The sequence below is a fragment of the Kordia aestuariivivens genome (assembly GCF_014397005.1).
GTDB lineage: Bacteria > Bacteroidota > Bacteroidia > Flavobacteriales > Flavobacteriaceae > Kordia > Kordia aestuariivivens.
In genome coordinates, this window is the sequence record NZ_JACGWS010000001.1 from 484,544 (window position 1) to 510,789 (window position 26,246).

The following is a 26,246-nucleotide window of genomic DNA, read 5'->3' on the forward strand; positions in this document are numbered from 1 at the left end:
CACTATGAGCTTAAAAAGTAAATTACATGATATAAAAGAGAAGTATAAAGGAACCAAAATGGCGCCTGCGTTCAATGCTTTGCATACGTTTTTATACTTACCTAACGAAACTACGCACAATGGAACGCACATTAAAGTGGCGGACGATTTAAAGCGTACGATGAACACCGTAATCATGGCGTTAGTTCCATGTTTAATTTTCGGAATGTTCAATGCAGGGTACCAACATTACTTAGCATTAGGAGAAATTGAAGCTGCGAACGGATTTTTTGGCGCTTCTTTTTGGTCATTTGACAATTTAATTCTTGGTGCATGGCAAGTATTGCCTCTCGTAATTGTTTCTTATGGTGTTGGATTGGCTGTTGAATTTTTATTCGCAGTGATCAAAGGACACGAAGTAGAAGAAGGATACTTAGTAACAGGAATGTTAGTTCCGTTAATTGTACCAATTGATATTCCATTATGGATGTTATCAGTAGCGGTAATATTTGGAGTTGTCATCGGAAAAGAAGTTTTCGGTGGAACTGGAATGAACATCTTAAATCCAGCATTAACGATTAGAGCATTCTTATTCTTTGCATATCCAACATGGATGTCAGGAGATAAAGTTTGGGTTCATGATGCTGTAAACAGAGATCAGCTAATTGCTGCAGGAGAAAATGTAGATGCTATTTCGGGTGAAACACTACTTGGTTTCTATGCGAAATCAGGACAAGAGTTAACCATTGCAGGAACGAATGGCGGATCTGAGATTATTACAACATACGGTGATCGAGCTGCAGACTTATATTCATATTGGGACATGTTTTGGGGATTAATACCAGGTTCTGTTGGAGAAACTTCAAAGTTCTTAATCATCATTGGAGCATTATTCCTAATCTTTACGAAAATCGGAAGTTGGAGAATCATGTTAAGTACTATAATTGGTGCCTTAGCAATGGGATTAATATTTAACGGAGTTGTAGGTGCTGGATGGATTCAAGAATCAAGCAAGTTCTTTGGATTAATGAATGTTCCATTTTGGCAACACTTAATCATCGGTAGTATATTATTTGGAGCCGTATACATGGCAACAGATCCAGTAACCGCCGCACAAACAAACAAAGGAAAGTGGATTTACGGATTCTTAATTGGTTTCATATCAATCATGATTCGTGTATTTAACCCAGCATATCCAGAAGGTGTATTCTTGGCAATCTTGTTAATGAATGTATTTGCACCAACTATTGATCACTATGTGATTCAAGGTAATGTGAAGAAAAGAATGAAGCGTCTAAAAGTAAAAACAGCTTAACGATGGAAAAAAGAACAGATAAAAATTCATACACCATACTATTTGCCATTGGAATGGTATTCGTTGTAGGTGCGTTACTTGCTTATTTAGCATCAGCGTTAAAGCCAAGAATTACAGAAAATCAGCGTTTAGAAAAACAGCAAAACATTTTGTATGCAATGGGCGTAAACAATAATGAAGGAACGAGTGCAGTTTTTGTATCTACTGAAGAAGCTCCTGAATTATTTGACCAATATATCAAACAACAATTAGTCATTGAAAATGGAGAAGTAAAACAAGATACTACTGCATATCTAATTGATGTTAAAAAGCAACAAGCAAACGCTAAAGCCGGAAAGGTGAGAAGATTACCTTTATTTGTTGGTGAAAAAGATGGAAAAACATTCTATATCGCACCAATTAGAGGAAAAGGGCTTTGGGATGCAATTTGGGGTTATGTCGCTTTAGACGAAAACATGATTGTGCAAGGAGCTTATTTTGATCACAAAGGAGAAACACCTGGATTAGGAGCAAACATTAAGCAGCGTTTCTTTATGGATGATTTTATTGGAGAACACTTGTTGAACGATAAAGGTGCTTTCAAAGGAATCGTAGTCGCAAAAGGAAATGCAGATCCTAAAAACGTGAACAAAACCGATAATGAAGTTGATGCCATCGCTGGTGCAACAATTACTGGTGACGGAGTTACAGCAATGATCAGAAAAGATTTAAAGCTGTACTTACCATATTTTCAAAACTTAAAAAACAAACAATAAGTCATGGGAAAAGATAGTAAACTAATATTAGACCCATTAGCAGATAATAACCCAATTACCATTCAGGTATTAGGAATTTGTTCAGCATTGGCAATTACAGCAGAGCTAGAAGCATCTATTGTAATGTCTATATCCGTATTGTTTGTATTAGCAGTAGGAAACGTAGTCATCTCTTTAATGAGAAACATTATTCCTTCAAAAATTAGAATCATTGTACAACTAATCGTTGTTGCAACACTTGTAATTATAGTTGATTTAGTACTAAAAGCATTTGCTTACGAGTTGAGTAAAACACTTTCGGTATTCGTTGGATTAATTATTACAAACTGTATCATTATGGGACGTTTTGAAGCATTCGCTTTAGGAAACAGTCCATGGAGATCATTCTTAGACGGAATTGGAAACTCATTAGGATACGCAGTTATCTTAATCATTGTAGGATTCTTTAGAGAATTATTAGGTTCAGGAACTTTATTAGGAATTCCTGTATTAGGAAACCCAATTCCAGGTGAGTTATCTGGTTTATATGCTTATGGATATGAAAATAACGGATTTATGTTATTATCACCAATGGCATTAATTGTGGTAGGAATTATCATTTGGGTACAACGTACAAAGAATAAAGCTTTAATAGAAGACTAAAAATTAGTTGCTAGTTTACAGATGTTGGTTGTTAGTAAAAACCAACAACGAACAACAAACAACTAAAAACGAAAACATATGGAACATATAGAATTATTTTTCAAATCAATATTCATAGATAACATGGTGTTTGCAACATTCTTAGGAATGTGTTCTTACCTAGCTGTATCTAAAAAAGTAACGACTGCTGTTGGACTTGGAGCTGCCGTTATTTTTGTACTTGCAATTACAGTACCATTAAACTGGTTGTTGGATCAATACATTTTACAGCCTGGCGCTTTATCATGGTTGGGAGAAGAATATGCAAGTTACGACCTTAGTTTCTTATCATTCATCATGTTCATTGCAACCATTGCAACCATGGTACAATTGGTAGAAATCATCGTAGAGAAATTTTCACCTTCATTATACAATTCACTTGGAATCTTCTTACCGTTAATTGCGGTAAACTGTGCCATCTTAGGTGGATCATTATTCATGCAGTCAAGAGAAATTGCAACACTAGGATTGGCAACTACGTACGGAGTTGGTTCAGGAATCGGATGGTTCTTAGCCATCTTAGCCATTGCTGCCATTCGTGAAAAAATCAGATACTCTAACGTACCACCAGCCTTAAGAGGTTTAGGAATTACCTTCATCATTACAGGATTAATGGCAATTGGATTTATGAGTTTTGGAGGAATGTTAACAGGTGGAGATGAAGAAGAGAAAACAGAAAAAACAGCTCAGATCGAAACTGTAAAAGACAACAGTACTACAAAGGAAATCGCTAACAATACAAAAGTAATTGATTAATATGATATTAGCAGCAAGTACATTAGGAACAGTATTAGCAACCGTAGCAGCCTTTTTACTAATCACTTTAGTATTGGTTTCTTTATTGCTATTTGTAAAGCAAAAATTATCACCATCAGGACCTGTAAAAATTACCATTAATGGTGAGCGCGAAATTGAAGTAGCTTCAGGAAGCACACTTTTGACTACGTTAGGAGCAGAAAAAATATTTTTACCATCCGCTTGTGGTGGTGGTGGAACCTGTATTCAATGTGAATGCCACGTACTAGAAGGTGGAGGAGAAGCATTGCCAACAGAAGTTCCTCACTTTACACGTAAAGAATTAAAACACGGAGCACGTTTAGCTTGTCAAGTAAAAGTAAAGCAAGACATGAACATTACGATTCCAGAAGAAGTATTTGGAATTAAAAAATGGGACGCTGTCGTAGTTCGTAACTATAATGTAGCATCATTCATTAAGGAATTCGTAGTAGAAATTCCAGAAGATATGGGTTACAAAGCTGGTGGATACATTCAAATAGAAATTCCTCCATGTGAAATAAAATATGCAGACATAGACATTACTGCGCATCCAGAAGAGCATGAAACTCCAGACAAATTCCAAGCAGAATGGGATAAATTTGGACTATGGCCTTTAACGATGAAAAATAACGAAACGGTTGAACGTGCATACTCAATGGCTTCTTTCCCTGCAGAAGGACGTGAAATTATGCTAAACGTTCGTATTGCAACGCCGCCATGGGACAGAGCTAAAAATGCTTGGATGAATGTAAATCCAGGAATTGCATCTTCATATATATTTGCTCAAAAACCAGGAGACAAAGTAGTCATTTCAGGACCTTACGGTGAATTCTTCATCAATGAATCTGAATCAGAAATGTTATATGTTGGTGGTGGAGCTGGAATGGCGCCAATGCGCTCACACTTATACCACTTATTCAAAACCATTAAGACTGGAAGAAAAGTTACGTATTGGTACGGAGGACGTTCTAAGCGTGAATTATTCTACATTGAGCACTTTAGAGAATTAGAAAGAGACTTCCCGAATTTTAAATTCTACATGGCACTTTCTGAGCCAATGGAAGAAGATAACTGGAAAGTGAAAAAAGATATTAATGATGAAGCTGGAGACGGTTTTGTAGGATTCATTCACAACTGTGTAATTGATAACTACTTAAACCATCATGAAACGCCAGAAGACATCGAATTATACTTCTGTGGACCACCATTAATGAACCAAGCGGTTCAAAAAATGGGAGAAGATTTCGGTATTCCAGATGAAAGCATTCGATTTGATGATTTCGGAGGATAAAAAACTTCATTACAACTATTATAAAAAAGATCGTTTACGCACAGTAAACGATCTTTTTTTTGTTAAAAATGAAGTCAACACAACAGAAACTTATAAATAGAAAAATAATCTGCTTATATTTAGTGTTCTTAATATTTAGATTACAAAATGATTCAAAAATTACTATCACTACTCTGCTGTTTTATAGTAGGAATTTCGTTCGCTCAAAAAAAAGCAATCACACATGATGATTACGATTTATGGAAATATATAAATGGGACAAAGGTTTCCGATAAAGGGAAACTTGTTGTATTTTCCACAATAACATCAACCAAAAGAGGTGACGGCTATTTGGAAATTTACGACACGGAAACGCAGCAAAAAGCAACCTATTTTAATGGCTATAAGAGTGCGATTACAAAAAACGAAAAATTTGTAATCTTTCAACAGAAGGCGACTTATGCTACAAAAAGAGCTGAAAAAAAGGAAAAAACAAAAAAGGAAGATCAGCAAAAAGATGTTCTATATATCTATGATGCATCAAACAATACACTATACGATTCTATTTTGCGTGTAAAAAAATACAGCTTGCCCAAAAAAAATAGTGATTATCTGGTCATCGAAAAATTTAAAAACAAAAAAGATTCTATAAAAGGCGATAGTTTGCCCGCTTGGAAAAATAATTATGCGCTTATTTACAACCTAAAAACCAAGCGTAGAGATACGATTTTTGACATAAAAGATGTGGCAGTTCCTGAACATGGAACAACTTTTTATTACACTACAAAAGATAAAAAGAACGATAAAAAGGCAAAAGGAGTATATGCATACAATTTGATTTCTAAATCAATGAAAGTGATAGATACTTTATTATATGATTATAAAAAACTAAATGTAAATAAGCTAGGAAATCAACTGACATTCATTGCAGAAAGAGATTCTGTAAAAACAGACTCAGTACCTTTTAAGTTATTTCTCTACAAAGAAAACAAACTGAAATTATTAGTTGAAAACGAAGAAACGCGTTTAGGAACAAAGGAAACATTAAGTGACAATAGTGGGCCTTTCTTCTCGGAAGATGGAAAGCGACTCTATTTCTATTCAAAACTAAAAAGTGAACATAAAAAAGATACGACCCTATTAGATGATGAAATTCCGCAAGTCGATGTTTGGAATTGGCAAGACAAAATAACGCAACCCAGACAGAAAGCACAAGAAGAATCGCTCAAAGAAGATACACGATTTTATTATTTTGATACAGAAACTCAGAAATATGTGCAATTAAGAGGTGATACGTTAGAAAGTGTTTCTTTAGATAGAAAGTATGCTAAAAAATATATACTAGGTTACGATAGTAAACCGTATCAATTAGAAACTTGGACAATACCTTGGAAGCACGATTACTATGTTGTCAATATAGCAACAGGGGAAAAACGACTGCTGGTAAAAGGAGCGAATTCAGCACTTGATATAGCTTTGAATGGTGAATATGCTGTATACTTTGATTTGGAAGCTAAAAATTGGTTCTCTGTTAATTTAGAGACACTTCAAAAACACAATTTGACCAAAAATATTAAAGTTGCTTTTGAAAGAGAAGATCATGATACGCCAACATTGGCACGAGCTTATGGTTCTGGCGGTTATGATAAGGATGGAAGCCTATTGCTTTATGATAAATATGATATTTGGAAAGTTTCTTTAGATGGAAGAACAAAACCTAAAAATATTACTAAAAAAGGAAGAAGAAACAAAATAACATTTCGAACATCAAGATTAGACAATGAAAACCGCTTGTTAGCAAGTTATCTTGATGGGAAATTACTTTTAAACGGTTTCAACGAAAAAACAAAAACGGAAGGTATCTATTTACTTGATGATGCAAAACCTATTGAAAAAATCAAATCTGACTCGTATTTGATATTTGGTTATAAAAAAGCAGTATCAACAGACGTTTTAGTTTTCAGAAAAGAAAATTTCAATAACTATGGAGACTTGTATGTAACTACAGATAATTTTAAAACATATAAAAAAATATCTGACGTAAATCCACAACAAAAAGAGTTCAAATGGGGAACTTCAGAACTCGTTTCTTGGAAAGCTTATGACGGAACAAAACTAGAAGGAATCGTATACAAACCAGAAGATTTTGATCCTTCAAAAAAGTATCCAATGATTGTCTATTTCTACGAAAAAAGTGCATCTGAACTCAACTATTATTACATACCAAGCCCGAGTGCATCTACAGTAGATTTTACATATTCAGTAAGTAATGACTATATCGTGTTTGTGCCAGACATTGTATATAAGGAAGGACAACCAGGGAAAGATGCGTACAACTGTGTTATTTCGGGTGTAGAAGCCATGGAAAAGAAAGGATATATAGACAGTGATCGTATGGCGTTGCAAGGACAAAGTTGGGGCGGATATCAAGTAGCATATCTTATCACAAAAACAAATAAATTCAAAGCTGCGATGGCTGGTGCGCCTGTAAGTAATATGACATCAGCGTATGGCGGAATTCGATGGGCTAGTGGACTCAGTAGAATGTTTCAATATGAAAAAACACAAAGTCGTATAGGGAAAAACTTATGGGAAGGATTTGATTTATACGTAGAAAGTTCACCATTATTCAGTCTGCCAAGTGTAGAAACTCCGCTACTCATAATGCATAACGACAATGATGGAGCAGTTCCATACTATCAAGGAATTGAACTCTTTATGGGAATGCGTAGATTGCAAAAACCAGCGTGGTTACTTGTGTACAACAATGAAAGTCATAATTTGCGTAAAACGAAAAACAAGCAAGATCTTTCTATCAGAATGATGCAGTTTTTTGATCATTATCTAAAAGATGCACCAGCACCAATGTGGATGACCAAAGGAGTTCCAAGAGCGGAAAAAGGAATTAACTTTGGATATGATTTAGACAAGGACTAATTAAACAATAACATAACAATTTATACCAAAAGATACGATTACTACACGATCGTATCTTTTGTATTTCTAACTGCAATATAAATCATCATTAAATTCGGAAAACTCTGATTCACAGGCTATCTTTGTATAATTGTTATTTTCATCGTCAAAAATTGCACTTTATCGAGATTTATTACAAAAGAAATAATAATACTAAACGCTATCAATAAACCAATATTTTCGCAAGTGTTGGTATAGTGCTTCTAAATATGGAAAAGCTGACAAAACAAGAATTGCATAATCTTGCGATGAATATCGTAGGAAAAGAACTGGAAGAAAAAGGATACGAATTTTTAGCAGTAAACAGTACACTAAACAAACATCCCCAATTTGTTTGTATAGATGAACACAACAAAAAGAAATTTGTACTTGTAAAAGCTGTTACCTATCCTGAAGATCCAAAAGAATACGATATTGTTTGGATGGAAACATTCAAGCAACACGTAGAAAAGTTTGAAGCCGAATTATTCTTTGCAGGCGTTGGACTTGGTAATGCAGACAATCCATTGGAAGAAGTGCTAAAAAACCAGCCATACATACTAGACTATGATGGTTTAATTCAAATAACATAAATTATGAAAGCAGTTACATTGCCCCTATACTTGTGTATAGCTTTTTTACTAACGTCTTGTGTTGACAAACCCAAAGATGTTATCATGCAAACCAATACAGGTTTTGCATTAGGAACTACCTACGCCATTCAATATGAAATTTCGAGTGAAGATGAAAATTACAGCGAAGACATCGAAAATGTATTTCATGAAGTAAATCAATCGATTTCTGCATACTTACCAACCTCTGATATTTCTAGAATTAACAGAGGAGAAAAAGATGTTGTAATAGATGATTATTTTAAAACGGTGTATGACTTTTCAAGAGAAGTTTATGAAAAAACAGATGGATACTTTGATCCTAGTGTCGGCGCTTTAGTCAATGCGTGGGGATTTGGTCCAGAAAAACCTATCAATAACCTTAACAAAGAACAAGTAGATAGCATTATGACATTTACAGGTTTTGATAAGGTAAAAGTAACAAGTGAGCGAAAAGTTGTAAAAGACCATCCTTCTGTAACGTTTGACTTTAACTCGCTAGGAAAAGGATATGCCATAGATCTCATTGGTAAAATGTTTGATGAAAAAGGAATCAAAAACTATATCATTGAAGTTGGAGGCGAAATCTTAACCAAAGGAAAAAATACGCACAAAGTAAAAAAATGGACAGTAGCTATTGACAGTCCAATACAAAATGCTGATGAACGTCAATACATTGAACTCATCACACTTGAAAACAAAGCAATGGCAACCTCTGGAAACTATCGAAAATTCAGAGTAGATCCTGAAACGGGTGATCATTATGTACACATCTTGAATGCAAAAACAGGATATCCAATGAAAAACAATGTATTAAGTGTTTCTGTTGTTGCAGATAATTGCATGAAGGCAGACGCGTATGCAACCGCTTTTATGGTAATGCCTTATGAAAAAACGAAGGAACTCTTAAGCAAGCTAAAAGATGTAGACGCGTATGTTGTGAGTAAAGATGAATACGGAAACATTCAAAAATATACTACAAAAGGATTTCAGGATTTAATCATAAAAAAGTAAGCCTATTTTTACGTTAGTTAAATGTTAATTAGGGTTTTAAAGTACAATAAGTCGGGTTTTTTCGGGAATATTTGAATCTAAATAAAAGTACCTTGTGTCATTAAATTTTTAAAATTCAAAATCATGAAAAAAAAGCATTTACAACACAACGGACTTAGATTAAACAAAAAACTAGTTTCCAATCTTTCTACTGACGAATTAAAAGGAGGAAGAAGAACCTTCTCATGTTTTGCTGACGCAGATACTAATTGCGGAGGAGCTACAGGAACCTGTCAGACTGCTTTAGGTTGTCCATACACAAATGGTTGCGCTCCAACAGAATTATGTATTCCATCGATCTCTTGTGAGCCAGTAGGAATCTGTTAAGAAACACCATCTTATAATTTAAAAAAGCGATCTTTAGTTTACATACTAAAGGTCGTTTTTGTGTATACAAACAACAAAAAGGTGTTTGTTAGAAGCTTTTCAGTTAACATAATTAAATGTTAATTAGGGTTTTAGAGTATATATAGTGTGGTTTTTTAAGATGAAATATAGCTTGGATAAAGGTAACTTTAGGCTATAATCATAAAAATATAAAATCATGAAAAAAAAGAATCTAAATCACAACGGACTTTCATTAAACAAAAAAGTAATTTCTAGCTTAGAATCAGGAGTTATAAAAGGTGGAGGAACAAATTCATGCTTTATTGATGTCGATACAAGATGTGCCAAAACGGTAGGTTGTAACTTCACAAATGCATGTCCAACAGGTGCGTGTCCAACAGATACATGTGACTGCCCTAGTCCAACAGATAATACTTGTATTCTAAGTATCTCTTGTCCGCAAAACGGAATCTGTTAAGAAAATCATCATCATATAAATTTAAGTAAACGACCTTTAGTGTAAAAACTAAAGGTCGTTTTACATACAAAACAATTGACTTTCAATAAAAAAGTATTTTTGCTAAAAGCTAAAAGCTAAAAGCTAAAAGCTAAATGAAAACCTACGCACAATTTTGACACCAAATAAGAAACGTGTAACTTAGACTATCAACAAAAACGAAATGTAATTATGGTAGTATTTACTTGATACAAAACTTACCCAATGATAAAAATTTTTAGAAAAATTAGGCAAAATCTCTTGAAAGAAAACAAAATCAAGAAATACCTTCTCTATGCTATTGGAGAAATCATATTGGTTGTCATTGGAATTCTAATTGCGGTATCCATAAATAACTGGAAGAATGCTAAAAATAAAAAAGTAGTAGAACAGAACTTATACGGTGATCTCATACAAGAATTGCAAAATGACTTATCGGACGTTGAGGGTAATCGTCAGTACAACAGCAAATACTTAGCGCGATATGCTAAGGCAAGTAACATCATCTTACATGATTCGTTGAGGCAATTGACAGACACTTTAGGAATCATAGCTACCGAACTTATCTTCTTTTCGGATTTCAAAAATGAAGAATCGGCGTATAGTAAATTGGCTACTAGTGGTCAATTAGAACTCATCTCAAACAAGGAGATTTTGATGCGTTTACAAAACATGGGAATGCTTTACAGTTACATCAATAGGTTAGAAAAAAATCAAGAACAATATATGTATTCAGTTGTCCCAAAAATCTCTGAATATATACAAATGAAACCATTCCAAGTAATGAAGCCAGCGGAATTATATGATTATAAATTCCACAATGATATTGAAATTATGATCATGATTGGAAAAGAAAAAGATGGACTATATACACAAGCTGAAACCGATTTAAGGAACTTAATTAAGTTGTTAAAGACAGAATTAAATTAAAGCAAAACCCAATAATAATGGCGAAACCGATATTGATATTCTTTTCCATCCTAATAATAGCTTGTTTCAGTAAGAACAATTCAAAAGACTTCACAAACAGCGTTCAGAAGCCAGAAAACTTAATCGCTATTTTAGATACGATACGGCAAAAAGAACAAACACCAATACGTTTGCGGGATTCTCTGATGAATATCTATGGCGCGGAATCGAAAGAAGCGGAAGTATACCAGAAACAGTATCGGAAAAATCACGCTCAGAATATTATAAAAATTAAAGAAATTCTTCAAAATTACGGTTGGCCCGAACAAAAACAAATCGGAGATCGCGGAAATAGAACGATATGTAACGTATTACAACATTCAGATCTAAAAACACGTGAACACTACATTCCATTGATGAAAAAAGCAGTATTGGACAACAAACTAGAAGCAAGATTTTTGGTGCGTGCAGAAGACCGAATTGCAACCGACAAAGGACAATTGCAAATCTATGGCGGACAAATGAAATACTATCCGGAGACAAAAAGTTTCAATCTGTGGCCAGTTTTCGATCCTGTAAACATTGACAAAAGACGCGCAAAAATTGGACTCGAACCTATTGCAATCTTCCTAAAAAACAGATTTAATTTTGAATGGAATTTGGAAGAACAACTCAAAAGAACAGCAGCATTTGAGAAAGAACGATTGAAAAAGGAATAGGGAAAATGACTGAAAAAGAATCTAGAGAAAAGAGCCAAGAGAAAAGATATCATTTTGCAACTTGCTAAACGATAGTATATGTATTACAAACTTCATTCTAAAATAACTATGATGCACATCATTGGTTAAAATAAAGGTTCACTTTAGCTTTGATATCATAAGTTTAATTAAAAAAAGCACTTATGAAAACATCAACTATCACTGGGAACATAAAGACCAAAGAATTTCATAAGTCTAGTTGTTTCGCTATAAAGCGCATGCCAGAAGCCAATATGATTGCGCTAAATAGTATAAAACACGCTATTGATCACGGTTTTGATCCTTGTGGTCATTGTTTAGGTACAAAAGATGAAATAGTCAGAAGTTTAGACAAAAAATATAAAGGAAAAGTAAGTAGTCCTATATATTATTTTGGATATTTTCATGGTATCTTCAACGGACTTTCAACGAATGATTACAGTGGTATAGAAGCAAACATAGGTGACAAAATTGAATTATTTGCAACGCTTCATCAATGTGCTTTTGAAAATGGCGAATGGAATTTTTCACCTGTTCAAAACCACAAAATAGACATAGCTTGTGATTATATTAACTTTCCATCACAGCAAACGAATGCAGATGGGGCTGCAAAATGGAGTTATATCATACCACAAGGTTTTGAACCAGGAGATACTAGTATGAGCGCAAATTTTAATACGAGCGCAAATCTTATATTGGCTACTGGGAGCGTTTTATTTTTTAGTGTGCCTGTAGGAATAAGTAATATTAGAATTTCGCCAAATCCTTTTGATCAAAAAACTAAAATATATTTTAAATTAAGTTATGATAAAAGGATTAAAGCTGATATCTACAGGAATACTTATTTCCAAAATCCATGGTCACATGTAAAAAATATTAGAAATTTTAATGATGGAATCCTAAAGGCTAATGATGATGTTTGCTTAGAGTGGGACGGAAAAATTGATCATGGTTTTCGTGAAGGAGAATCAGTTATGCAAGGAAACTATGTTGTAAAAATTGAAGGCGAATTTGGAGAATCTGATTTTGAATATAAAGAAGGCTTGAAAAAGAAACTTGGAATACTTGGAGGTACAGACCCAAAACCAAATGAACCAACAGTATATGTCTCTGACATACGTTTTTCACCAAATCCATTCAGTATAGTAACAAGAGTAGAACTGAACTTTTTCTTAATAGACGATGCCAAAGTAAGTATACATATTCAACATGCAAACTGGCAATTTAAGGGCGATTGCGTTAAAGAGATTATTAATCATGTGTCTTTAAAAAAAGGTTCCCATTCATATACATGGGATGGTACAAATAATAGAGGAAATAGAGTGGCTTTAGGAGAATACAAAGTAAGAATATTAGCAAATGAAATCCCTTTTGTTAAAAGAGGTTTACACAAAAAATGGAAAATACGATAAAGCCCTTATGAGTAAGGGAACAATAAATAATATTGTGTTTTGCTTTTCTTTAGTTGAAAAACTGTTTTTATTCCAACGAATGTTCCGCAACTAATTTTACAAAATCTAAAGAACTAACCATGCCTTCTATTTTTCCTTCATGCATTGCAACAATATGATGCACTTTATGCCGTAGCATCATTTTGGCAGCTGCCTGAGCACTTGAATTTATATGAACAACGTGAACACTTGAAGAAGTCATTACATGTTCCACAATGGCATTGTTATGTACTTCTTTATTTATATCTGTAGCAGTAACAATTCCTCTAATAATCATTTCAACAGGTGTTGTATCCTTAGAATACGAAACAATAGGAATTGCATGAATTCCTTTTTCCTTCATGAATGTTCTAATTTCTTGAACGCTATTTTCTCCTGTCGCAGTAATGACTGGAGAAGACATAAAATCTTTTACTTGTATTCGCATAACTAGTGTTTTTAAGTTCGTAATAATAGTATGATAGTTTAAACAAAAAGCAAATGACAGCGCTTTGCATCTTCACTATGGTAAAATTATGAATATAGGTTCATACTGAATATGATAAAAATCATGCTATGACAATCAGAATTTTTGTAAACTGCGCAGTGTAAAAATAACGAACCATAACAAGCAGTTGCAATCAACTGTGTATGCTGTATGTACTTGGAAAACATTACTGATTTTCCGTTAGTTCGTTTTCTTTTATTATTTTAGAGCTAGCCATGCACAAACACGTTGGCAGCAAGCAAAAACTATATAAAAAAACTACTTAAGAAGATGAACTTCACCGCAGACCATTTTAAAAAAGTAAAAACAAGGAATGATTTAATTAATCTTGCAAAAGAAAACAATATTCCAATTGATAAAACGCTAAGCAAATTAAAATATGAAGCGGAGTTAGTCGATTTACAAGCTGAATTTGTGAACCTTCAAAAATGGTTAGATCAGAAAAAAATGAGAGTTGCTGTAATCTTTGAAGGTAGAGATGCTGCGGGTAAAGGAGGCGCAATAAAGCGATTTAAAGAACACTTAAACCCAAGAACATCAAGAGTTGTAGCATTGACAAAACCAACTGAAGTAGAAAAAGGACAATGGTATTTTAGGCGATACATAAAGGTTTTGCCTAATCCTGGAGAAATTGTGTTTTTTGATAGAAGCTGGTACAACCGAGCTGTTGTAGAACCTGTAATGGACTTTTGCTCTAAAGGCGAATACAAAAAATTTATTATGCAAGTTCCTGAATTTGAGCATTTACTATATGAAGACAATTTAAAAATCATCAAGTTTTGGTTTTCTATATCTAAAGATGAACAAAAAAAGAGGTTTGATGCGCGATTAAGTAATCCATTAAAAAAATGGAAATTTAGTCCCGTAGATGTCAAAGGGCAAGAACTATGGGAAAAATACACGTACTATAAAGAACAGATGTTCAGTAAAACACATACAAATTTTTGTCCTTGGATTATCGTGAAAACGAATGATAAAAAGCAAGCAAGGCTAGAAAGTATGCGCTATGTGCTATCGCAATTTGATTATGATGGAAAAGGAGAATCAAAAATATCGCTGCTGCCCGATCCTAATATAATTATGAGATATCACAGAAGTGCTATTCAAATTGATATGTAAAACCAAAACAACGAACAAGATGAAATTAACAGAGGAAGACATTACGCTTCTTAATTCTAAAATAGGGTTACATGCACTTTTGAAAAACAAAAAAGTAAACATTCCTAAAGTTTTAGAAGAAGTAAAATATATCAATCACCTAAAAAAACAACAAGAAGAATTAATAAAGCTTCAAAATTGGGTCATAAGAGAAAACAAAAAAGTAGTTATTCTTTTTGAAGGAAGAGATGCTGCTGGTAAAGGAGGCGCCATACGACGAATTACGGAATATATAAATCCAAGACACTTTAAAATAGTTGCACTAAACATTCCTACCAGCGATGAAAGAAATCAATGGTTTTTTCAACGCTACATCAACCAGTTGCCCAAACCAGGAGAAATTGTATTCTTTGATAGAAGTTGGTACAACAGAGCCGTAGTGGAACCTGTAAATAGCTTCTGCACGGAAAAAGAATATAAAATTTTCATGTCTCAGGTCAATGGTTTTGAGAAAATGCTCATTCAGTCTGATACCTATCTCATTAAATTCTATTTCTCAATCTCAAAGAAAGAACAGGCAAAACGTTTCAAGGAAATAAAAGAAAGTACTTTAAAACGGTGGAAAATGTCTTCTGTGGATGAAAAAGCCCAAGCGTTGTGGGATCAATATACATCGTATAAAGAGAAAATGTTTAAGCTTACAAATACCAAACATGCCCCTTGGAAAATAATTGATGCCAACAAAAAATCGAGTGCTCGATTAGAAGCAATTGAACATATTTTGGCAACAATTCTTTATTAATAACCGCACATATTTAAAAGGACATTGAACTTGTTTATTCTAGTTCAAATAGCTAAACAAGATAATTAATCTTGACAGCTGGTAACTTGCTAATCATTAATGAATTATAATATTTAATTATAAAAATAAGAAATGGGAAGATTAATATGTGAAAAGCATGGAGAACAATCATTTTTTGAAACTTGCGAGCATCACTACGTGGATATTATAAATGGCGTGAAATCTGAAGTTTATACTATTCAAATATTAAATCTCAAAATATGTACAAATTGTTATAATACGTATCATTTCGGAGAGATTAGTAAATTAAATATTGAAGAAATGTTAAGTACATCCGAAGCAGGTAAAAATGAAAAACTAGTGACTGAAAAATACAATTCGATTGGTAGAAAAGGGTTTTGTTCAGAATGTTACTTAGAACTTACAAGCTGATCTCAATACTAAAACCTCAATACTCACTACTAACTCTTAAAACAAACCGGAATAATCTCACCTTCCATCAAACAATACTTTTCGAGTTCTTCAGGAGTAAAAGTCGCCGTATAATCAACTTCTTCGACTTTGAATCCTACACTTCGAAGCTTATCAAAATAATCAAGTCCGTACACACGCACATGATCGTACTGACCGAAGATTTTCGTGCGTTCCTTTTCATCTGTAATAGAATCGTCTTCAAACGTAACTTCGCGATCTAAATCTTGTGGAATCTGTAAAATAGCCATGCCGCCAGATTTTAAAATTCGATACAACTCTTGCATCGCTTTCGTATCATCCGGAATATGTTCTAGTACATGATTACACAAAATGGTATCAAACGAATTATCTTCAAAAGGTAAATTGCAAATATCAGCTTTCACATCTGCCAACGGCGACAACAAATCCGTCGTTGTGTAGTCTAAATTTTCTTGCTTTCGGAAACGTTTATAAAAAGCTTGCTCAGGCGCCACATGCAATACTTTCTGTGGTTTGGTAAAGAAATCGGTTTCTCGCTGTAAATACAGCCAAAGTAATCTGTGACGTTCCAAAGACAAGGTGCTTGGCGATAATGCATTTTCACGATTGATCGCATAACCATACGACAAAAAAGTTCGGAAACTCTTCCCGTCAATTGGATCGGTAAAGGTATTTCCTTTCAAAACAAATGTAATAATTGGGCGAACCCAATAACTCATCTTAATTAAAAGTGGTCTTGGAATATTGTTTAATATGTATTTAAAAAGCTTTCTCACGAAAGGTCTTGTCTGAATTCTGCTTCTTCATCACTTTCAATACCTAAGGCTTCATAAATATACTTGAAAGTAGATAACAATTCTGGTTTTCCGTTTACAAGCGCAACATCATGTTCAAAATGCGCACTTGGTTTTCCATCGCGTGTCAAAATTGTCCAACCATCACGCAAATGCTTAATATCTTTCGTTCCCATGTTTGTCATAGGTTCAATAGCAACGACCATTCCTTCAATAAATTTCTTTCCACGACCGCGACGTCCGTAGTTTGGCATTTCAGGATCTTCATGCATCTTTTTTCCCAATCCATGACCAACCAATTCACGTACTACTCCATAACCGTGTGCTTCTGTAAATTGCTGAATAGCGTGTCCAACATCACCAACTCGATTTCCAAGTTTAAACTCGCGAATCCCAACATATAAAGATTCTTTGGTGACTTGCAACAGTTTTTTCACTTCAATTGACACTTCTCCCACAGGGAAAGAATACGCATGATCGCCATAAAAATCATTCTTAATAGCGCCGCAATCCACAGAAATAATATCACCTTCTTGTAAGGGTGTGTTATTTGGAATTCCATGCACAACTTGTGCATTTGGACTTACGCAAAGTGTATTGGGAAAGTCGTACAATCCTAAAAATCCAGGAATTGCACCTTGCTCACGAATAAATTCTTCGGCAAGTTTATCTAAATATAATGTAGTTACGCCAGGTTTAATTTCGCTGGCTAACATTCCTAATGTCTTTGAAACTACCAACGCACTTTCGCGCATCAATTCTATTTCTTCTCGTGTTTTTTGTATGATCATTTCTTCAGAAAGGAAAACAATCCTTTTTTCTTTTTTAATTCTACTTTAGGCATTTCGTTGGTGAGCAATTGATAAATTTCGCCCCAACCGATAAATCCGCCAATATTTCTATCGTCAATAAAATAGTCTGCGTTAATCTTTCTACTTATTTTCCCTTCAAATACTTCTTCGGGATAACTATTATTTACTGCATAAAAAACAATGCCATTTTCTTTGCAAAACTCTACAGCTTGCGCCAAATGCTTCCCGCTTCTATACGTCCATAAAATCAGTCGATGTCCATCTTGCTCTAATCGTTTCAGCGTTTCAAAAGCAAATATTTTTGGCGTACCAACTTTAGGATAAGCGTCTTCTACAATAGTACCATCAAAATCAACGGCAATAAGTAAGCTTTCTTTCATCATCACTTCCTATTTTGTGCATGCAAAGCTACAAAGAATTCCTGTGTTATTCAGCATAGCTGTGTTTATACTCTTTACCAGATAAAATGCTAAGCATATCTTCTTCCAAAGAAACTATGGGCGATTCTACAATTCGGTTGATTTCTTTTCCATCACGGTAAAATATAAACGTAGGAACGTTGGTAATATTGAATCCATCTTCCAAGTGTTCAGGTGTTACTTTTTCTTCGTCAACCGTAATCAATTCTAAACTTTTATCGTCCACTTTCATAATGTCTAAAAGCTTATAAAAATGAGGTACTTCTCGTTGACTATCTTCACACCAAGTTCCCATAAATATTTTTACGTTGACATCTGCAAGTAATGGTTTTACTTTGTCAAGCGTTACTTTGTCTGCTGGATAAGTAGCATACGTTGGACTGAACCAACTATCATACGGCGCAGCCGAAATTGACGCGCGTGTTTGAATTCCTGTCAAAATTGGCAGCTTTTCTTCTTCTTCGGAAGCAATTGAATCTGTTTGCTCGGTAGTTGCAGTTGTTTCCGTAGTTGGGATTTTAATTTCTTTCTTTTCGTTTTTACACGCAAAAAAGCTTAAGGCAACAACTATATATAAGAGTTTTTTCATGTTTAATAAGATTTGAATTTTGTTTGCTAATTTTCTTAAAGTAACGATTTTTGAGTCATTAATGCTGGTTGAGGGATTCCGATCATTTCCAAAATAGTTGGAGCAATATCGCCCAAAACACCATCTTTTATATGCTTAATGTCTTCATCGACCAAAATAATAGGTACAGGATTCGTGGTGTGTGCTGTGTTTGGACTTCCGTCCGGATTGATCATCGTGTCACAATTTCCGTGATCCGCAATTACAATCGTGCTATAACCATGTTTTTGTGCCACTTCAATAATAGATTTGGCACATACGTCCACAACTTCACAGGCTTTTACAGCAGCTTGAAAGTTTCCGGTATGTCCTACCATATCTGGATTGGCAAAATTTAAACATATAAAATCAGTTTCCTCGTTTTCCAATTCTGGAATAATCGTATCGCGAATATCGTAGGCGCTCATTTCTGGTTGTAAATCGTAAGTTGCCACTTTTGGTGACGGACATAACAATCGTTTTTCACCTTCAAAAGGCGTTTCTTGTCCACCGTTGAAAAAGAACGTTACATGTGGATATTTTTCTGTTTCCGCAATGCGAATTTGCTTTTTACCATGTTTGGCTAAAACTTCGCCGAGCGTATCTTTAATATTGTCTTTATTGAATACTACATGAACATTTTTATACGAAGCGTCATAATTAGTTAATGTTACATAGTAGAGTGGAAGCGCTTTCATGTCAAACGCTGGAAAATCTTGCTGCGACAATACTTCTGTTAATTCGCGCCCACGATCGGTTCTAAAGTTGAAAAAGATCACAACATCATCCGCTTTAATTTTTGCAACAGCTTCATTATGTGCATCCGCCAAAATAATTGGCTTGATGAATTCATCTGTCACGCCAGCATCATAACTCTCTTGAATACTTTCCGTAATATTTGTAGTTAGCGTTCCTTTTCCGTGTACTAAAGCATTGTATGCTAATTGAACGCGTTCCCAGCGTTTATCTCTATCCATAGCGAAGTAACGACCTGTAACTGTGGCTAACGTTGCATTGGAATTTTGGCAAAATGCTTCTGTTTGTGCAATGAAACCTTTTCCAGATTTCGGATCTACATCTCTACCATCGGTAAACGCATGAACAAATACATTTTCTACTTCATGCTCATTTGCTATATTCAGCAAACCTTCTAAATGCGTGATGTGTGAATGCACGCCACCATCAGAAACCAACCCTAATAAGTGAACTGCTTTATTGTGCTTTTTCGCATGTTGCAATGCTTCTTGTAAAACCACTTCATCTTTCAGGGTATTATTTTGAATTGCTAAGTTGATTTTGGCTAAATCTTGATACACAATGCGTCCTGCGCCTAAGTTCATGTGTCCAACTTCACTATTTCCCATTTGTCCTTCTGGCAAACCTACATTCATTCCATCCGTTAACAAATTTGCGTTTGGATAGTTTTTATATAGACTATTGATAAATGGAACATTTGCGTTTGCGATTGCAGAAACTGCTGGATTGGGCGATTTTCCCCATCCGTCCAAAATCATTAAAATAACTTTCTTATTCATTCGAGATAAATTGATTTAAAAAAATAAAAATAAGTGTATTTCATTACATAATAACAACGCGAACTTAAAAAACCAATCTTTTTAGCAAAGGTTTATCATATTCATAACGAAACGCTGCTTTTTTCATAAAAACGGCAAAAATGTGCTTTACTATCAAAGCATTATAAAACTTGGACAAATTTACTTTGATACTGATTCTTTTTCAAAATTTTTAATGATTTAAAAAATACAGCTACAAAAGAAATCCTTAAAGCTTTCTATATATACTGTTAACGCCGTTTCAGTTTTTGTGATGGTTTTAACAGATATATGACTGAATCGTTAAAGAAGTGTTATAATAGAAAAAAGCTTGCAACAATTTTTGCTGACTGTCGTCTCTTAAGAGTAATCAAATTACAAAAATCAACAATCATCAATTCAAAAAACAACAAACATTATGAAAAAAACAATTTTTATGATTGCTCTTATAGTAGGAGCTTCATTCACTACGGCTAACGCAACAGAAGGAAACAACGAAACTGCAACATCAAACGAAGTAACTGTAACAACAGTGGTAAAAGTAAATCCATTTTGTATTGCAATTGCAAAAGGAGATTTTGATACCGTTAAAAAAATGATCCAATTCGGAGAAAATGTAAACAAAACATCCAATGGAAAAACACCATTAATGTATGCAGCACGTTACAACAGAGTTGAAATTGCTTCATTATTATTGAAAAATGGTGCAAAATTAGATTCTAAAGATAAAAATGGACATACAGCTATTGATTATGCAAAATTATCAAAAGCACTAGACGTTAAAAAAGTATTGGTGGAAGCATCAAAGTAAAAAGCTAGATTACCTAATGTGAAAAGCCGTTTCTGTGAAGAAACGGCTTTTCTTGTATTTAAACTTTTAATAGAAAGTAAATTAATCAGGCCATTTCTGACACACATTCCCGCCATAGCATATTGTGATTCGTACTGTTGGTTCTGGACATAGATTCGTGCGCATTCCGCCTGTTACTTCGGTTGCAATCAACGTACTAATTTGTTTTTTGTTTAACTGTAAATGACTCGTCTTTTTTTTCATGGTTTTGATATATTAAGTTAATAACAATCAGCAATATAGAGATAAAAAGAGAAGAAGCGTTACTGTTTTACCATCATGATGGTATTGTTGGAAACACAATATTGAGAATTGAGTAGTAATATGTTAGATTATATGAGTCAAGAAAAAAGAGTATAGAACCAAGAAAAAATAGTCAAGAGCAAAAGGCTAACAGCTAACAGTTACTGTCTATATTCAGCAATCGCTTCTTTAATTCTTTGGATTCTATTTTCAGGATCGGGATGTGTGCTTTGAAATTCTGGAACTCTATTTGGACCTGCGGCAGATTTTAAAATTTTCATCACTTCAATCATTGCTTCTGGTTCATACCCTGAATTTATCATCAATAAAACGCCAAGTTCGTCGCTTTCCAATTCGTCTTCACGACCATTTTTTAATAAGGTATTTTGTGCGTAGCCGCCAACCATGTTTCCCATATCAGCACCAACAGAAGCGCCCGTGGAAATTGTTTGCCAAAAATCGGTTTCTGCAATGCGTTCCGCAGAATGTCTACCCAAAACATGTCCAATTTCATGACCTAAAACACCAGCTAACTGATCATCATCAAGTTTGCTATACAATGCATTAGTGATAAAAATTTGTCCGCCAGGCAATGCAAACGCATTAATAGCTCTATTGTCGGCAAGTAAATGAAATTCAAATTTATAATCAGATTGTTTCGCCATGCTCATCTCAACCAATCTTTCGCCAATCATATCTACACGTGCTTGTGCGCCCGCATCAGGATACAATCCGCCGTGTTGTTGCGCCATTGCATCACGATTGGCAAAACCAAGTTGAATTTCTTGGTCAGTAGTCATATTGATGGTCTGCACACGATTTGTATATGGATTTGTTTCTTGGCTTGCACATTTCTTAAAAAAAGCAAAACCGACAATAGCGAGTCCAATCAACAAACGAATTTTTAATCTATTTCCTCTCATAATAAGTTGCTTAGATGCTTATAAAAGTACAAAACCTTCCTATAAAAGCTCCGGGTTGATATCCAGAATGTTTTCTTTTATGTATGAATTGATAAAGTTTTCGTTGAAATGCTCACTTCCCATTAATTTTTCAGCTTGCAACATTTCTTTGATATTTAATTTCTGATATTCTTGCAACATCGGTTTGGATAATGGCGCATAACTATAATGCCAAGGTTCATATTTAAAACCTTTCCGATCCGCTTTATCTGTATACACAATGTAGAAATCATACGTGTTTGCGTTCGTTTCTAGCCATTCGCGAAGTTTGCAAAATGGTCCGTCGCCGTGAAACTTTTTAGGAATCAATACATCACCACTATAACTAGTATTTTTATCAATAATATCAATATCGGTTGCCCAATGATGTCTGGAAGTTCCCGGAATGGTAGAATATGCTATAATTTTTTCAATTGCTTTTATAGGCGATAAACCTTGCTGTGTAAACCGTTTGTACTTTCGTTCCCAAATTCGGTTTTGATGTGCATAATTTCGATAGCTTGAAACTACATGAATTTCAATTCCGTCTTTAGCTGCGGCGGAAGACATTTTTACAAATGCATCATACGCTTCTTTTCGTAACGAAAATCCTTTACCAAAAACCATTGGTTTTCCTTTTCCGATAAGTTCCAATGTCGTCGAATTTTGGGTGTTAAATGCCATACTCGGTAAACTATGCAAGGCAACAGTTCCGAGTCCGAGAAGCTTAATAAAATTTGATCTATTCAAGTTGAATTGATTTTAGTAATTTTTCAAACGGAAGATAGTAAATTTTTGAAGTTCCATTGCTTCCTGTAGTAACAACTTCTTTGAGTTGTTTTATAGATAGTTGATTGTAAGTCGCTTGAATAGTAGTTTTTTCACTCGTAAAAAAGAAATACTTCTGGTCAAAAGAGACAAACGGACAGTAATCTATTTGATTGGAATTAATCAATTTTCCTAAATGAACCGCTTCTTGCCAGGTATTGTTTTTGTTGAAACTGATATACAAATCGCCTTTTCCTAAACTTCCTTTTCGTCCGTAAGATCCAAAAATGATAAAAGATTCATCGGGACTTATATACGCATTGTATTCGTATGTTTTTGTATTCACGCCAGCGCCTAAACTTACAGGTGTTTGATAGGTTCCGTTTTTAAATTCACTTTTGTAAATATCTTCTTTTCCTTTTGCGTCAGCACGTTCAGCAGTAAAATAAATAGTTCCGTTTGAAGCAATTGATGGATAATATTCGTTTTTATCTGTATTGATGGTTTCTGGCAATCGCGTTGGATTGTTCCAGGTGCCGTTTTCTTTTGTTACAACCCACAAATCATAATCATTTTCAGAAGTTTTTTCAGTTCCTTTTGGACGTTTAGACGCGAAAAATAACTGTGTTCCATCTGGAGAAAATGCAGGTTCAATATCATGGTAGCTTCCGGAGAAAGAAGCAACTGCAAAAGCGGTCCATGTGCCGTTTACTTTCTTGGAAGTCAAAATGGTTCTAAACGCACTCTTTGGTGTATCTAGCGTAAAGAAAATTTCATCATTCGTGGGAGAAATTGTGATGTCTCTCATATTAATATTTGAAAATTCAGGTAGCTGAATGAAGATTTCAGGTGTATCAAAATTTGCCTTAAAAGTGATTTTTGTTTGATCTTGCGCAAGCAAACTACTACTGATGAATCCGAGTAGAAGTATAATTTTTTTCATAATACGATGAATTTGATTGAGGGAGTAAGGAATGCAAAAAGTACTTTTTTTAGATCGTAATTGCCGTTAAAAAGTCGTTAATCTTTCTGATTAGAATGTTTTTACCATGATAAAGTGCAATCCTATTTTTGGAATCGTAAAAGGCTCACCATATTTTTCATAGCCTAATTTTTCATAAAAACGAACCGCAATTTCACGCGCGTTCATCCACATAGCGGTTCCGCCACGAGCGAGAATCATTTCTTCCGCTTTTTTTACCAATGCATCACCAATACCTCTTTTTTGAAAATTGGTCAACACTGCCATGCCTCGAAGTTGAAAAGGATTTTCTGAGGTAAATTGGGGATGTGCTTTTTCTAACAAAGTAACTACGCCCACTAATTGAGTATCGATATAATAGCCTAAGTGGAAAGTGGTTGGTAAATCATCTCCATCAAAACGGCAAGAATCTATTGGTTTTCCTTCCCGCAATACAGGATGTCTTACATTATAAGCAGTTTTGGCGGTAATCTCTTTAATGATAAAATGGGTGTCTTTCATAATCACAAAAAATTAGTGCAACTCGATTTTGAGAAGTCTATAAGACGAACTCAAAGTGGTTAGTTAAACTAACATATTTTTTTAAAACACTCAAAAGTATAACTAATTTAGGAGTTCAGTTTTACAGAAATAAATTAATTTTGAATAAAAAGTTTACAAATGCAAATTACTTTTAAATTGCTCAAAGGCTCAGCAGCGGAAATCATTTTGCCATATTTGGACATCATGAATCAACAAAAAGTGCCAATGGATTTACTGAAAGCGCGTTTTGCCGAAATGTTAACGCAGCATTATGAAGCTTTCGGTATTTATGATAATGATCAACTTATTGGTTGTTTTGGATTGTGGAGCATGACGCGTCATTATTGTGGAAAAAGCTTTGAACCCGATCATGTGTATATTGAAGAAGCCTACCGAAGTAAAGGAATTGGGAAGCAATTGTTTGAATGGATTGAAGTTTATGGGAAAGAAAAAGGTGTTACAACCATAGAATTGAATACCTATGTGCAAAATTTTCCATCACATAAGTTCTATTATAATCAAGGATTTAACGCGCTAGGCTATCATTTTTTGAAAAAAATCTAAAAAAATATTAGGAAAAGGTGTTAGTATTTTTTTATATTTGCACCCGCAATGCGAAAGTAGCTCAGTTGGTAGAGCGTCAGCCTTCCAAGCTGAATGTCGCCGGTTCGAACCCGGTCTTTCGCTCTTCAAAAGCCGATTCAAATGAGTCGGCTTTTTTTATTAGTGAAAACTCAGTTTTAAGAAGTCTGCAAGACGCACTTAAAATTGTAAGTTGAACTAATCCCGCTGAAAAGCGGGATCTCATGTTGATATGAAATCTAGTTTTAAGAAGTCTGCAAGACGAACTTACAATTTTATAGAAATACAACTTCCGAACCCGTTTCTAGTTCATACGGTGTTTTTTCATATTCAAAGATTCTTGCGGTCAGTGGACCTTCAAGCGTATTTTTATCGCCAATGACACGAATCCAGCTTCCTTCTCTAATTCCAACAACGGGAAGTGTATTAAACTTATGAAACTCTTTAATTCTAGTTTCGCGCGTTTCGCCCATGTGTTTGCTGCCTTCTATCGGATCTAAATAATGAGGATTTATATTAAAAGGAACAACGCCCAAGGTTTTAAAACTTGGTGGATAAATGATTGGCATATCATTCGTCGTTTGCATCGTAAGTCCACAAATATTACTTCCTGCACTTGTACCTAAATAGGGCGTTCCATCCAAAATTGCTTCTCGTAATGGTTGCATGACTTTATGTTTGTATAATTGAGAAACTAACAAAAACGTATTTCCTCCGCCTGTAAAAATACCTTTTGCATTGGCAATGGCTTCTACAGGATTTTTAAATTCATGAATCCCGCGAACCGTTTTTCCAATCTTTTCAAAAGCTTTGGCAGCCGCAGCAGTATATTCGTCATGTGTAATTCCGCCAGGGCGTGCATAGGGAAGAAATAAAATTTCTTCCGTATCTTTATAGAACGAAGTAAGTTCGTCAAGTAAATAGACTAAGTAACCACTTCCGTGGACGGTTGAAGTACTGGCAATAATTATATTTTTCATGATGCTTCCGAGCTAATTTTTACTGAAATGTAAAAGT

The 26,246-nt window shown here is 34.5% G+C and carries 30 protein-coding genes and 1 tRNA gene; 19 read left to right on the top strand and 12 right to left on the bottom strand.

All coding sequences use genetic code 11. The features are described 5' to 3' along the window. Positions 1 to 4 precede the first annotated feature (4 nt). From H2O64_RS02190 to H2O64_RS02250, 13 genes are all read left to right on the top strand, one after another. Positions 5 to 1,294, top strand: a complete 1,290-nt coding sequence (locus H2O64_RS02190) for an NADH:ubiquinone reductase (Na(+)-transporting) subunit B (RefSeq protein WP_187560496.1) — start codon at positions 5 to 7, stop codon at positions 1,292 to 1,294. Positions 1,295 to 1,296: 2 nt separating this feature from the next. After that, positions 1,297 to 2,049 (top strand): Na(+)-translocating NADH-quinone reductase subunit C, encoded by a 753-nt coding sequence (locus H2O64_RS02195; RefSeq protein WP_187560497.1) that lies wholly within the window; start codon positions 1,297 to 1,299, stop codon positions 2,047 to 2,049. Positions 2,050 to 2,052: 3 nt separating this feature from the next. Continuing rightward, on the top strand, positions 2,053 to 2,691 hold the full coding sequence (locus H2O64_RS02200) for an NADH:ubiquinone reductase (Na(+)-transporting) subunit D (protein WP_187560498.1): 639 nt from the start codon (positions 2,053 to 2,055) through the stop codon (positions 2,689 to 2,691). Between the two features lie 78 nt (positions 2,692 to 2,769). Continuing rightward, positions 2,770 to 3,486 carry an NADH:ubiquinone reductase (Na(+)-transporting) subunit E gene (nqrE, locus tag H2O64_RS02205; RefSeq protein WP_187560499.1) on the top strand — a complete coding sequence of 239 codons (717 nt, stop codon included), beginning with the start codon at positions 2,770 to 2,772 and terminating at the stop codon, positions 3,484 to 3,486. Between the two features lies 1 nt (position 3,487). After that, positions 3,488 to 4,798 carry an NADH:ubiquinone reductase (Na(+)-transporting) subunit F gene (gene nqrF, locus H2O64_RS02210; RefSeq protein ID WP_187560500.1) on the top strand — a complete coding sequence of 437 codons (1,311 nt, stop codon included), beginning with the start codon at positions 3,488 to 3,490 and terminating at the stop codon, positions 4,796 to 4,798. Positions 4,799 to 4,945: 147 nt separating this feature from the next. Beyond that, the gene (locus H2O64_RS02215) at positions 4,946 to 7,714 is read left to right on the top strand and encodes an alpha/beta hydrolase family protein (protein WP_187560501.1); all 2,769 of its coding nucleotides are present in this window, start codon (positions 4,946 to 4,948) and stop codon (positions 7,712 to 7,714) included. A 248-nt stretch (positions 7,715 to 7,962) separates the two neighbouring features. Next, positions 7,963 to 8,325 (top strand): Na(+)-translocating NADH-quinone reductase subunit F, encoded by a 363-nt coding sequence (locus tag H2O64_RS02220; protein WP_187560502.1) that lies wholly within the window; start codon positions 7,963 to 7,965, stop codon positions 8,323 to 8,325. A gap of 3 nt (positions 8,326 to 8,328) precedes the next feature. Continuing rightward, positions 8,329 to 9,357: an FAD:protein FMN transferase gene (locus tag H2O64_RS02225; protein WP_215907109.1), complete on the top strand. Its 1,029-nt coding sequence runs from the start codon at positions 8,329 to 8,331 to the stop codon at positions 9,355 to 9,357. 123 nt (positions 9,358 to 9,480) lie between these two features. Further along, on the top strand, positions 9,481 to 9,723 hold the full coding sequence (locus H2O64_RS02230) for a hypothetical protein (protein ID WP_187560503.1): 243 nt from the start codon (positions 9,481 to 9,483) through the stop codon (positions 9,721 to 9,723). A gap of 217 nt (positions 9,724 to 9,940) precedes the next feature. Next, on the top strand, positions 9,941 to 10,201 hold the full coding sequence (locus tag H2O64_RS02235) for a hypothetical protein (protein ID WP_187560504.1): 261 nt from the start codon (positions 9,941 to 9,943) through the stop codon (positions 10,199 to 10,201). A 279-nt stretch (positions 10,202 to 10,480) separates the two neighbouring features. Next, on the top strand, positions 10,481 to 11,149 hold the full coding sequence (locus tag H2O64_RS02240; RefSeq protein WP_187560505.1) for a DUF6090 family protein: 669 nt from the start codon (positions 10,481 to 10,483) through the stop codon (positions 11,147 to 11,149). 17 nt (positions 11,150 to 11,166) lie between these two features. Then, positions 11,167 to 11,847, top strand: a complete 681-nt coding sequence (locus tag H2O64_RS02245; protein ID WP_187560506.1) for a DUF6624 domain-containing protein — start codon at positions 11,167 to 11,169, stop codon at positions 11,845 to 11,847. 182 nt (positions 11,848 to 12,029) lie between these two features. Continuing rightward, a complete protein-coding gene (locus H2O64_RS02250; protein ID WP_187560507.1) occupies positions 12,030 to 13,277 on the top strand; it encodes a FlgD immunoglobulin-like domain containing protein in 1,248 nt (415 codons plus the stop codon). A gap of 67 nt (positions 13,278 to 13,344) precedes the next feature. On the opposite strand, the gene H2O64_RS02255 is transcribed toward H2O64_RS02250, so the two are convergent. Then, positions 13,345 to 13,743, bottom strand: coding sequence for a CBS domain-containing protein (locus H2O64_RS02255; RefSeq protein WP_187560508.1), 399 nt, complete (start codon positions 13,741 to 13,743; stop codon positions 13,345 to 13,347). Between the two features lie 330 nt (positions 13,744 to 14,073). On the opposite strand from H2O64_RS02255, the gene ppk2 (H2O64_RS02260) reads away from it, so the two are divergent. The 3 genes from ppk2 (H2O64_RS02260) to H2O64_RS02270 all read left to right on the top strand — a co-directional run bounded on the left by ppk2 (H2O64_RS02260) (position 14,074) and on the right by H2O64_RS02270 (position 16,135). Further along, a complete protein-coding gene (gene ppk2, locus H2O64_RS02260; protein WP_187560509.1) occupies positions 14,074 to 14,922 on the top strand; it encodes a polyphosphate kinase 2 in 849 nt (282 codons plus the stop codon). A 19-nt stretch (positions 14,923 to 14,941) separates the two neighbouring features. Beyond that, a complete protein-coding gene (gene ppk2, locus H2O64_RS02265; protein WP_187560510.1) occupies positions 14,942 to 15,703 on the top strand; it encodes a polyphosphate kinase 2 in 762 nt (253 codons plus the stop codon). A 132-nt stretch (positions 15,704 to 15,835) separates the two neighbouring features. Beyond that, positions 15,836 to 16,135: a hypothetical protein gene (locus H2O64_RS02270; RefSeq protein WP_187560511.1), complete on the top strand. Its 300-nt coding sequence runs from the start codon at positions 15,836 to 15,838 to the stop codon at positions 16,133 to 16,135. A 29-nt stretch (positions 16,136 to 16,164) separates the two neighbouring features. Here the strand turns inward: H2O64_RS02270 and H2O64_RS02275 are convergent, their stop codons facing one another. The 5 genes from H2O64_RS02275 to gpmI are packed head-to-tail and all read right to left on the bottom strand — an operon-like array spanning position 16,165 to position 20,323. Beyond that, complete coding sequence (locus H2O64_RS02275; RefSeq protein ID WP_187560512.1) at positions 16,165 to 16,932, bottom strand: methyltransferase domain-containing protein; 768 nt, start codon at positions 16,930 to 16,932, stop codon at positions 16,165 to 16,167. Beyond that, a complete protein-coding gene (gene map / locus H2O64_RS02280; protein WP_187560513.1) occupies positions 16,929 to 17,741 on the bottom strand; it encodes a type I methionyl aminopeptidase in 813 nt (270 codons plus the stop codon). Before map ends, H2O64_RS02275 begins: the two co-directional genes overlap by 4 nt. Further along, a complete protein-coding gene (locus H2O64_RS02285; RefSeq protein WP_215907110.1) occupies positions 17,738 to 18,145 on the bottom strand; it encodes a BT0820 family HAD-type phosphatase in 408 nt (135 codons plus the stop codon). The genes map and H2O64_RS02285 overlap by 4 nt, the downstream gene beginning before the upstream one ends. A 43-nt stretch (positions 18,146 to 18,188) precedes the next feature. Continuing rightward, positions 18,189 to 18,770 carry a thioredoxin family protein gene (locus H2O64_RS02290; protein ID WP_187560515.1) on the bottom strand — a complete coding sequence of 194 codons (582 nt, stop codon included), beginning with the start codon at positions 18,768 to 18,770 and terminating at the stop codon, positions 18,189 to 18,191. A 35-nt stretch (positions 18,771 to 18,805) separates the two neighbouring features. Beyond that, positions 18,806 to 20,323 (bottom strand): 2,3-bisphosphoglycerate-independent phosphoglycerate mutase, encoded by a 1,518-nt coding sequence (gpmI, locus tag H2O64_RS02295; protein ID WP_187560516.1) that lies wholly within the window; start codon positions 20,321 to 20,323, stop codon positions 18,806 to 18,808. A gap of 436 nt (positions 20,324 to 20,759) precedes the next feature. Here gpmI and H2O64_RS02300 point away from each other — a divergent pair, with 436 nt between their 5' ends. Then, entirely contained in the window at positions 20,760 to 21,152 is a 393-nt protein-coding gene (locus H2O64_RS02300; RefSeq protein WP_187560517.1) for an ankyrin repeat domain-containing protein, read from the top strand. Positions 21,153 to 21,233: 81 nt separating this feature from the next. On the opposite strand, the gene H2O64_RS02305 is transcribed toward H2O64_RS02300, so the two are convergent. The 5 genes from H2O64_RS02305 to H2O64_RS02325 all read right to left on the bottom strand — a co-directional run bounded on the left by H2O64_RS02305 (position 21,234) and on the right by H2O64_RS02325 (position 24,626). Beyond that, on the bottom strand, positions 21,234 to 21,395 hold the full coding sequence (locus H2O64_RS02305) for a hypothetical protein (protein WP_187560518.1): 162 nt from the start codon (positions 21,393 to 21,395) through the stop codon (positions 21,234 to 21,236). 200 nt (positions 21,396 to 21,595) lie between these two features. Beyond that, entirely contained in the window at positions 21,596 to 22,357 is a 762-nt protein-coding gene (locus H2O64_RS02310) for a M48 family metalloprotease (RefSeq protein ID WP_187560519.1), read from the bottom strand. Between the two features lie 39 nt (positions 22,358 to 22,396). After that, entirely contained in the window at positions 22,397 to 23,125 is a 729-nt protein-coding gene (locus H2O64_RS02315; protein WP_187560520.1) for a M15 family metallopeptidase, read from the bottom strand. Continuing rightward, positions 23,118 to 24,086, bottom strand: coding sequence for a TolB-like translocation protein (locus tag H2O64_RS02320; RefSeq protein WP_187560521.1), 969 nt, complete (start codon positions 24,084 to 24,086; stop codon positions 23,118 to 23,120). The genes H2O64_RS02315 and H2O64_RS02320 overlap by 8 nt, the downstream gene beginning before the upstream one ends. A 90-nt stretch (positions 24,087 to 24,176) precedes the next feature. After that, entirely contained in the window at positions 24,177 to 24,626 is a 450-nt protein-coding gene (locus H2O64_RS02325; protein WP_187560522.1) for a GNAT family N-acetyltransferase, read from the bottom strand. A gap of 159 nt (positions 24,627 to 24,785) precedes the next feature. Here H2O64_RS02325 and H2O64_RS02330 point away from each other — a divergent pair, with 159 nt between their 5' ends. Both H2O64_RS02330 and H2O64_RS02335 read left to right on the top strand, forming a co-directional pair. Then, entirely contained in the window at positions 24,786 to 25,211 is a 426-nt protein-coding gene (locus tag H2O64_RS02330) for a GNAT family N-acetyltransferase (RefSeq protein WP_187560523.1), read from the top strand. Between the two features lie 50 nt (positions 25,212 to 25,261). Next, positions 25,262 to 25,334, top strand: a tRNA-Gly gene (locus tag H2O64_RS02335). A gap of 170 nt (positions 25,335 to 25,504) precedes the next feature. Here the strand turns inward: H2O64_RS02335 and pepE are convergent. Next, positions 25,505 to 26,209, bottom strand: coding sequence for a dipeptidase PepE (gene pepE / locus H2O64_RS02340; protein ID WP_187560524.1), 705 nt, complete (start codon positions 26,207 to 26,209; stop codon positions 25,505 to 25,507). Positions 26,210 to 26,246: the final 37 nt, after the last annotated feature.

Excerpts from the sequence above, each read along its gene's own strand:
- H2O64_RS02190 (WP_187560496.1), top strand. The coding sequence starts at position 5 with ATGAGCTTAAAAAGTAAATTACATGATATAAAAGAGAAGTATAAAGGA.
- H2O64_RS02195 (WP_187560497.1), top strand. The coding sequence starts at position 1,297 with ATGGAAAAAAGAACAGATAAAAATTCATACACCATACTATTTGCCATT.
- H2O64_RS02200 (WP_187560498.1), top strand. The coding sequence starts at position 2,053 with ATGGGAAAAGATAGTAAACTAATATTAGACCCATTAGCAGATAATAAC.
- nqrE (WP_187560499.1), top strand. The coding sequence starts at position 2,770 with ATGGAACATATAGAATTATTTTTCAAATCAATATTCATAGATAACATG.
- nqrF (WP_187560500.1), top strand. The coding sequence starts at position 3,488 with ATGATATTAGCAGCAAGTACATTAGGAACAGTATTAGCAACCGTAGCA.
- H2O64_RS02215 (WP_187560501.1), top strand. The coding sequence starts at position 4,946 with ATGATTCAAAAATTACTATCACTACTCTGCTGTTTTATAGTAGGAATT.
- H2O64_RS02220 (WP_187560502.1), top strand. The coding sequence starts at position 7,963 with ATGGAAAAGCTGACAAAACAAGAATTGCATAATCTTGCGATGAATATC.
- H2O64_RS02225 (WP_215907109.1), top strand. The coding sequence starts at position 8,329 with ATGAAAGCAGTTACATTGCCCCTATACTTGTGTATAGCTTTTTTACTA.
- H2O64_RS02230 (WP_187560503.1), top strand. The coding sequence starts at position 9,481 with ATGAAAAAAAAGCATTTACAACACAACGGACTTAGATTAAACAAAAAA.
- H2O64_RS02235 (WP_187560504.1), top strand. The coding sequence starts at position 9,941 with ATGAAAAAAAAGAATCTAAATCACAACGGACTTTCATTAAACAAAAAA.
- H2O64_RS02245 (WP_187560506.1), top strand. The coding sequence starts at position 11,167 with ATGGCGAAACCGATATTGATATTCTTTTCCATCCTAATAATAGCTTGT.
- H2O64_RS02250 (WP_187560507.1), top strand. The coding sequence starts at position 12,030 with ATGAAAACATCAACTATCACTGGGAACATAAAGACCAAAGAATTTCAT.
- H2O64_RS02255 (WP_187560508.1), bottom strand. The coding sequence starts at position 13,743 with ATGCGAATACAAGTAAAAGATTTTATGTCTTCTCCAGTCATTACTGCG.
- ppk2 (WP_187560509.1), top strand. The coding sequence starts at position 14,074 with ATGAACTTCACCGCAGACCATTTTAAAAAAGTAAAAACAAGGAATGAT.
- ppk2 (WP_187560510.1), top strand. The coding sequence starts at position 14,942 with ATGAAATTAACAGAGGAAGACATTACGCTTCTTAATTCTAAAATAGGG.
- H2O64_RS02270 (WP_187560511.1), top strand. The coding sequence starts at position 15,836 with ATGGGAAGATTAATATGTGAAAAGCATGGAGAACAATCATTTTTTGAA.
- map (WP_187560513.1), bottom strand. The coding sequence starts at position 17,741 with ATGATCATACAAAAAACACGAGAAGAAATAGAATTGATGCGCGAAAGT.
- H2O64_RS02285 (WP_215907110.1), bottom strand. The coding sequence starts at position 18,145 with ATGATGAAAGAAAGCTTACTTATTGCCGTTGATTTTGATGGTACTATT.
- H2O64_RS02290 (WP_187560515.1), bottom strand. The coding sequence starts at position 18,770 with ATGAAAAAACTCTTATATATAGTTGTTGCCTTAAGCTTTTTTGCGTGT.
- gpmI (WP_187560516.1), bottom strand. The coding sequence starts at position 20,323 with ATGAATAAGAAAGTTATTTTAATGATTTTGGACGGATGGGGAAAATCG.
- H2O64_RS02300 (WP_187560517.1), top strand. The coding sequence starts at position 20,760 with ATGAAAAAAACAATTTTTATGATTGCTCTTATAGTAGGAGCTTCATTC.
- H2O64_RS02305 (WP_187560518.1), bottom strand. The coding sequence starts at position 21,395 with ATGAAAAAAAAGACGAGTCATTTACAGTTAAACAAAAAACAAATTAGT.
- H2O64_RS02310 (WP_187560519.1), bottom strand. The coding sequence starts at position 22,357 with ATGAGAGGAAATAGATTAAAAATTCGTTTGTTGATTGGACTCGCTATT.
- H2O64_RS02320 (WP_187560521.1), bottom strand. The coding sequence starts at position 24,086 with ATGAAAAAAATTATACTTCTACTCGGATTCATCAGTAGTAGTTTGCTT.
- H2O64_RS02325 (WP_187560522.1), bottom strand. The coding sequence starts at position 24,626 with ATGAAAGACACCCATTTTATCATTAAAGAGATTACCGCCAAAACTGCT.
- H2O64_RS02330 (WP_187560523.1), top strand. The coding sequence starts at position 24,786 with ATGCAAATTACTTTTAAATTGCTCAAAGGCTCAGCAGCGGAAATCATT.
- pepE (WP_187560524.1), bottom strand. The coding sequence starts at position 26,209 with ATGAAAAATATAATTATTGCCAGTACTTCAACCGTCCACGGAAGTGGT.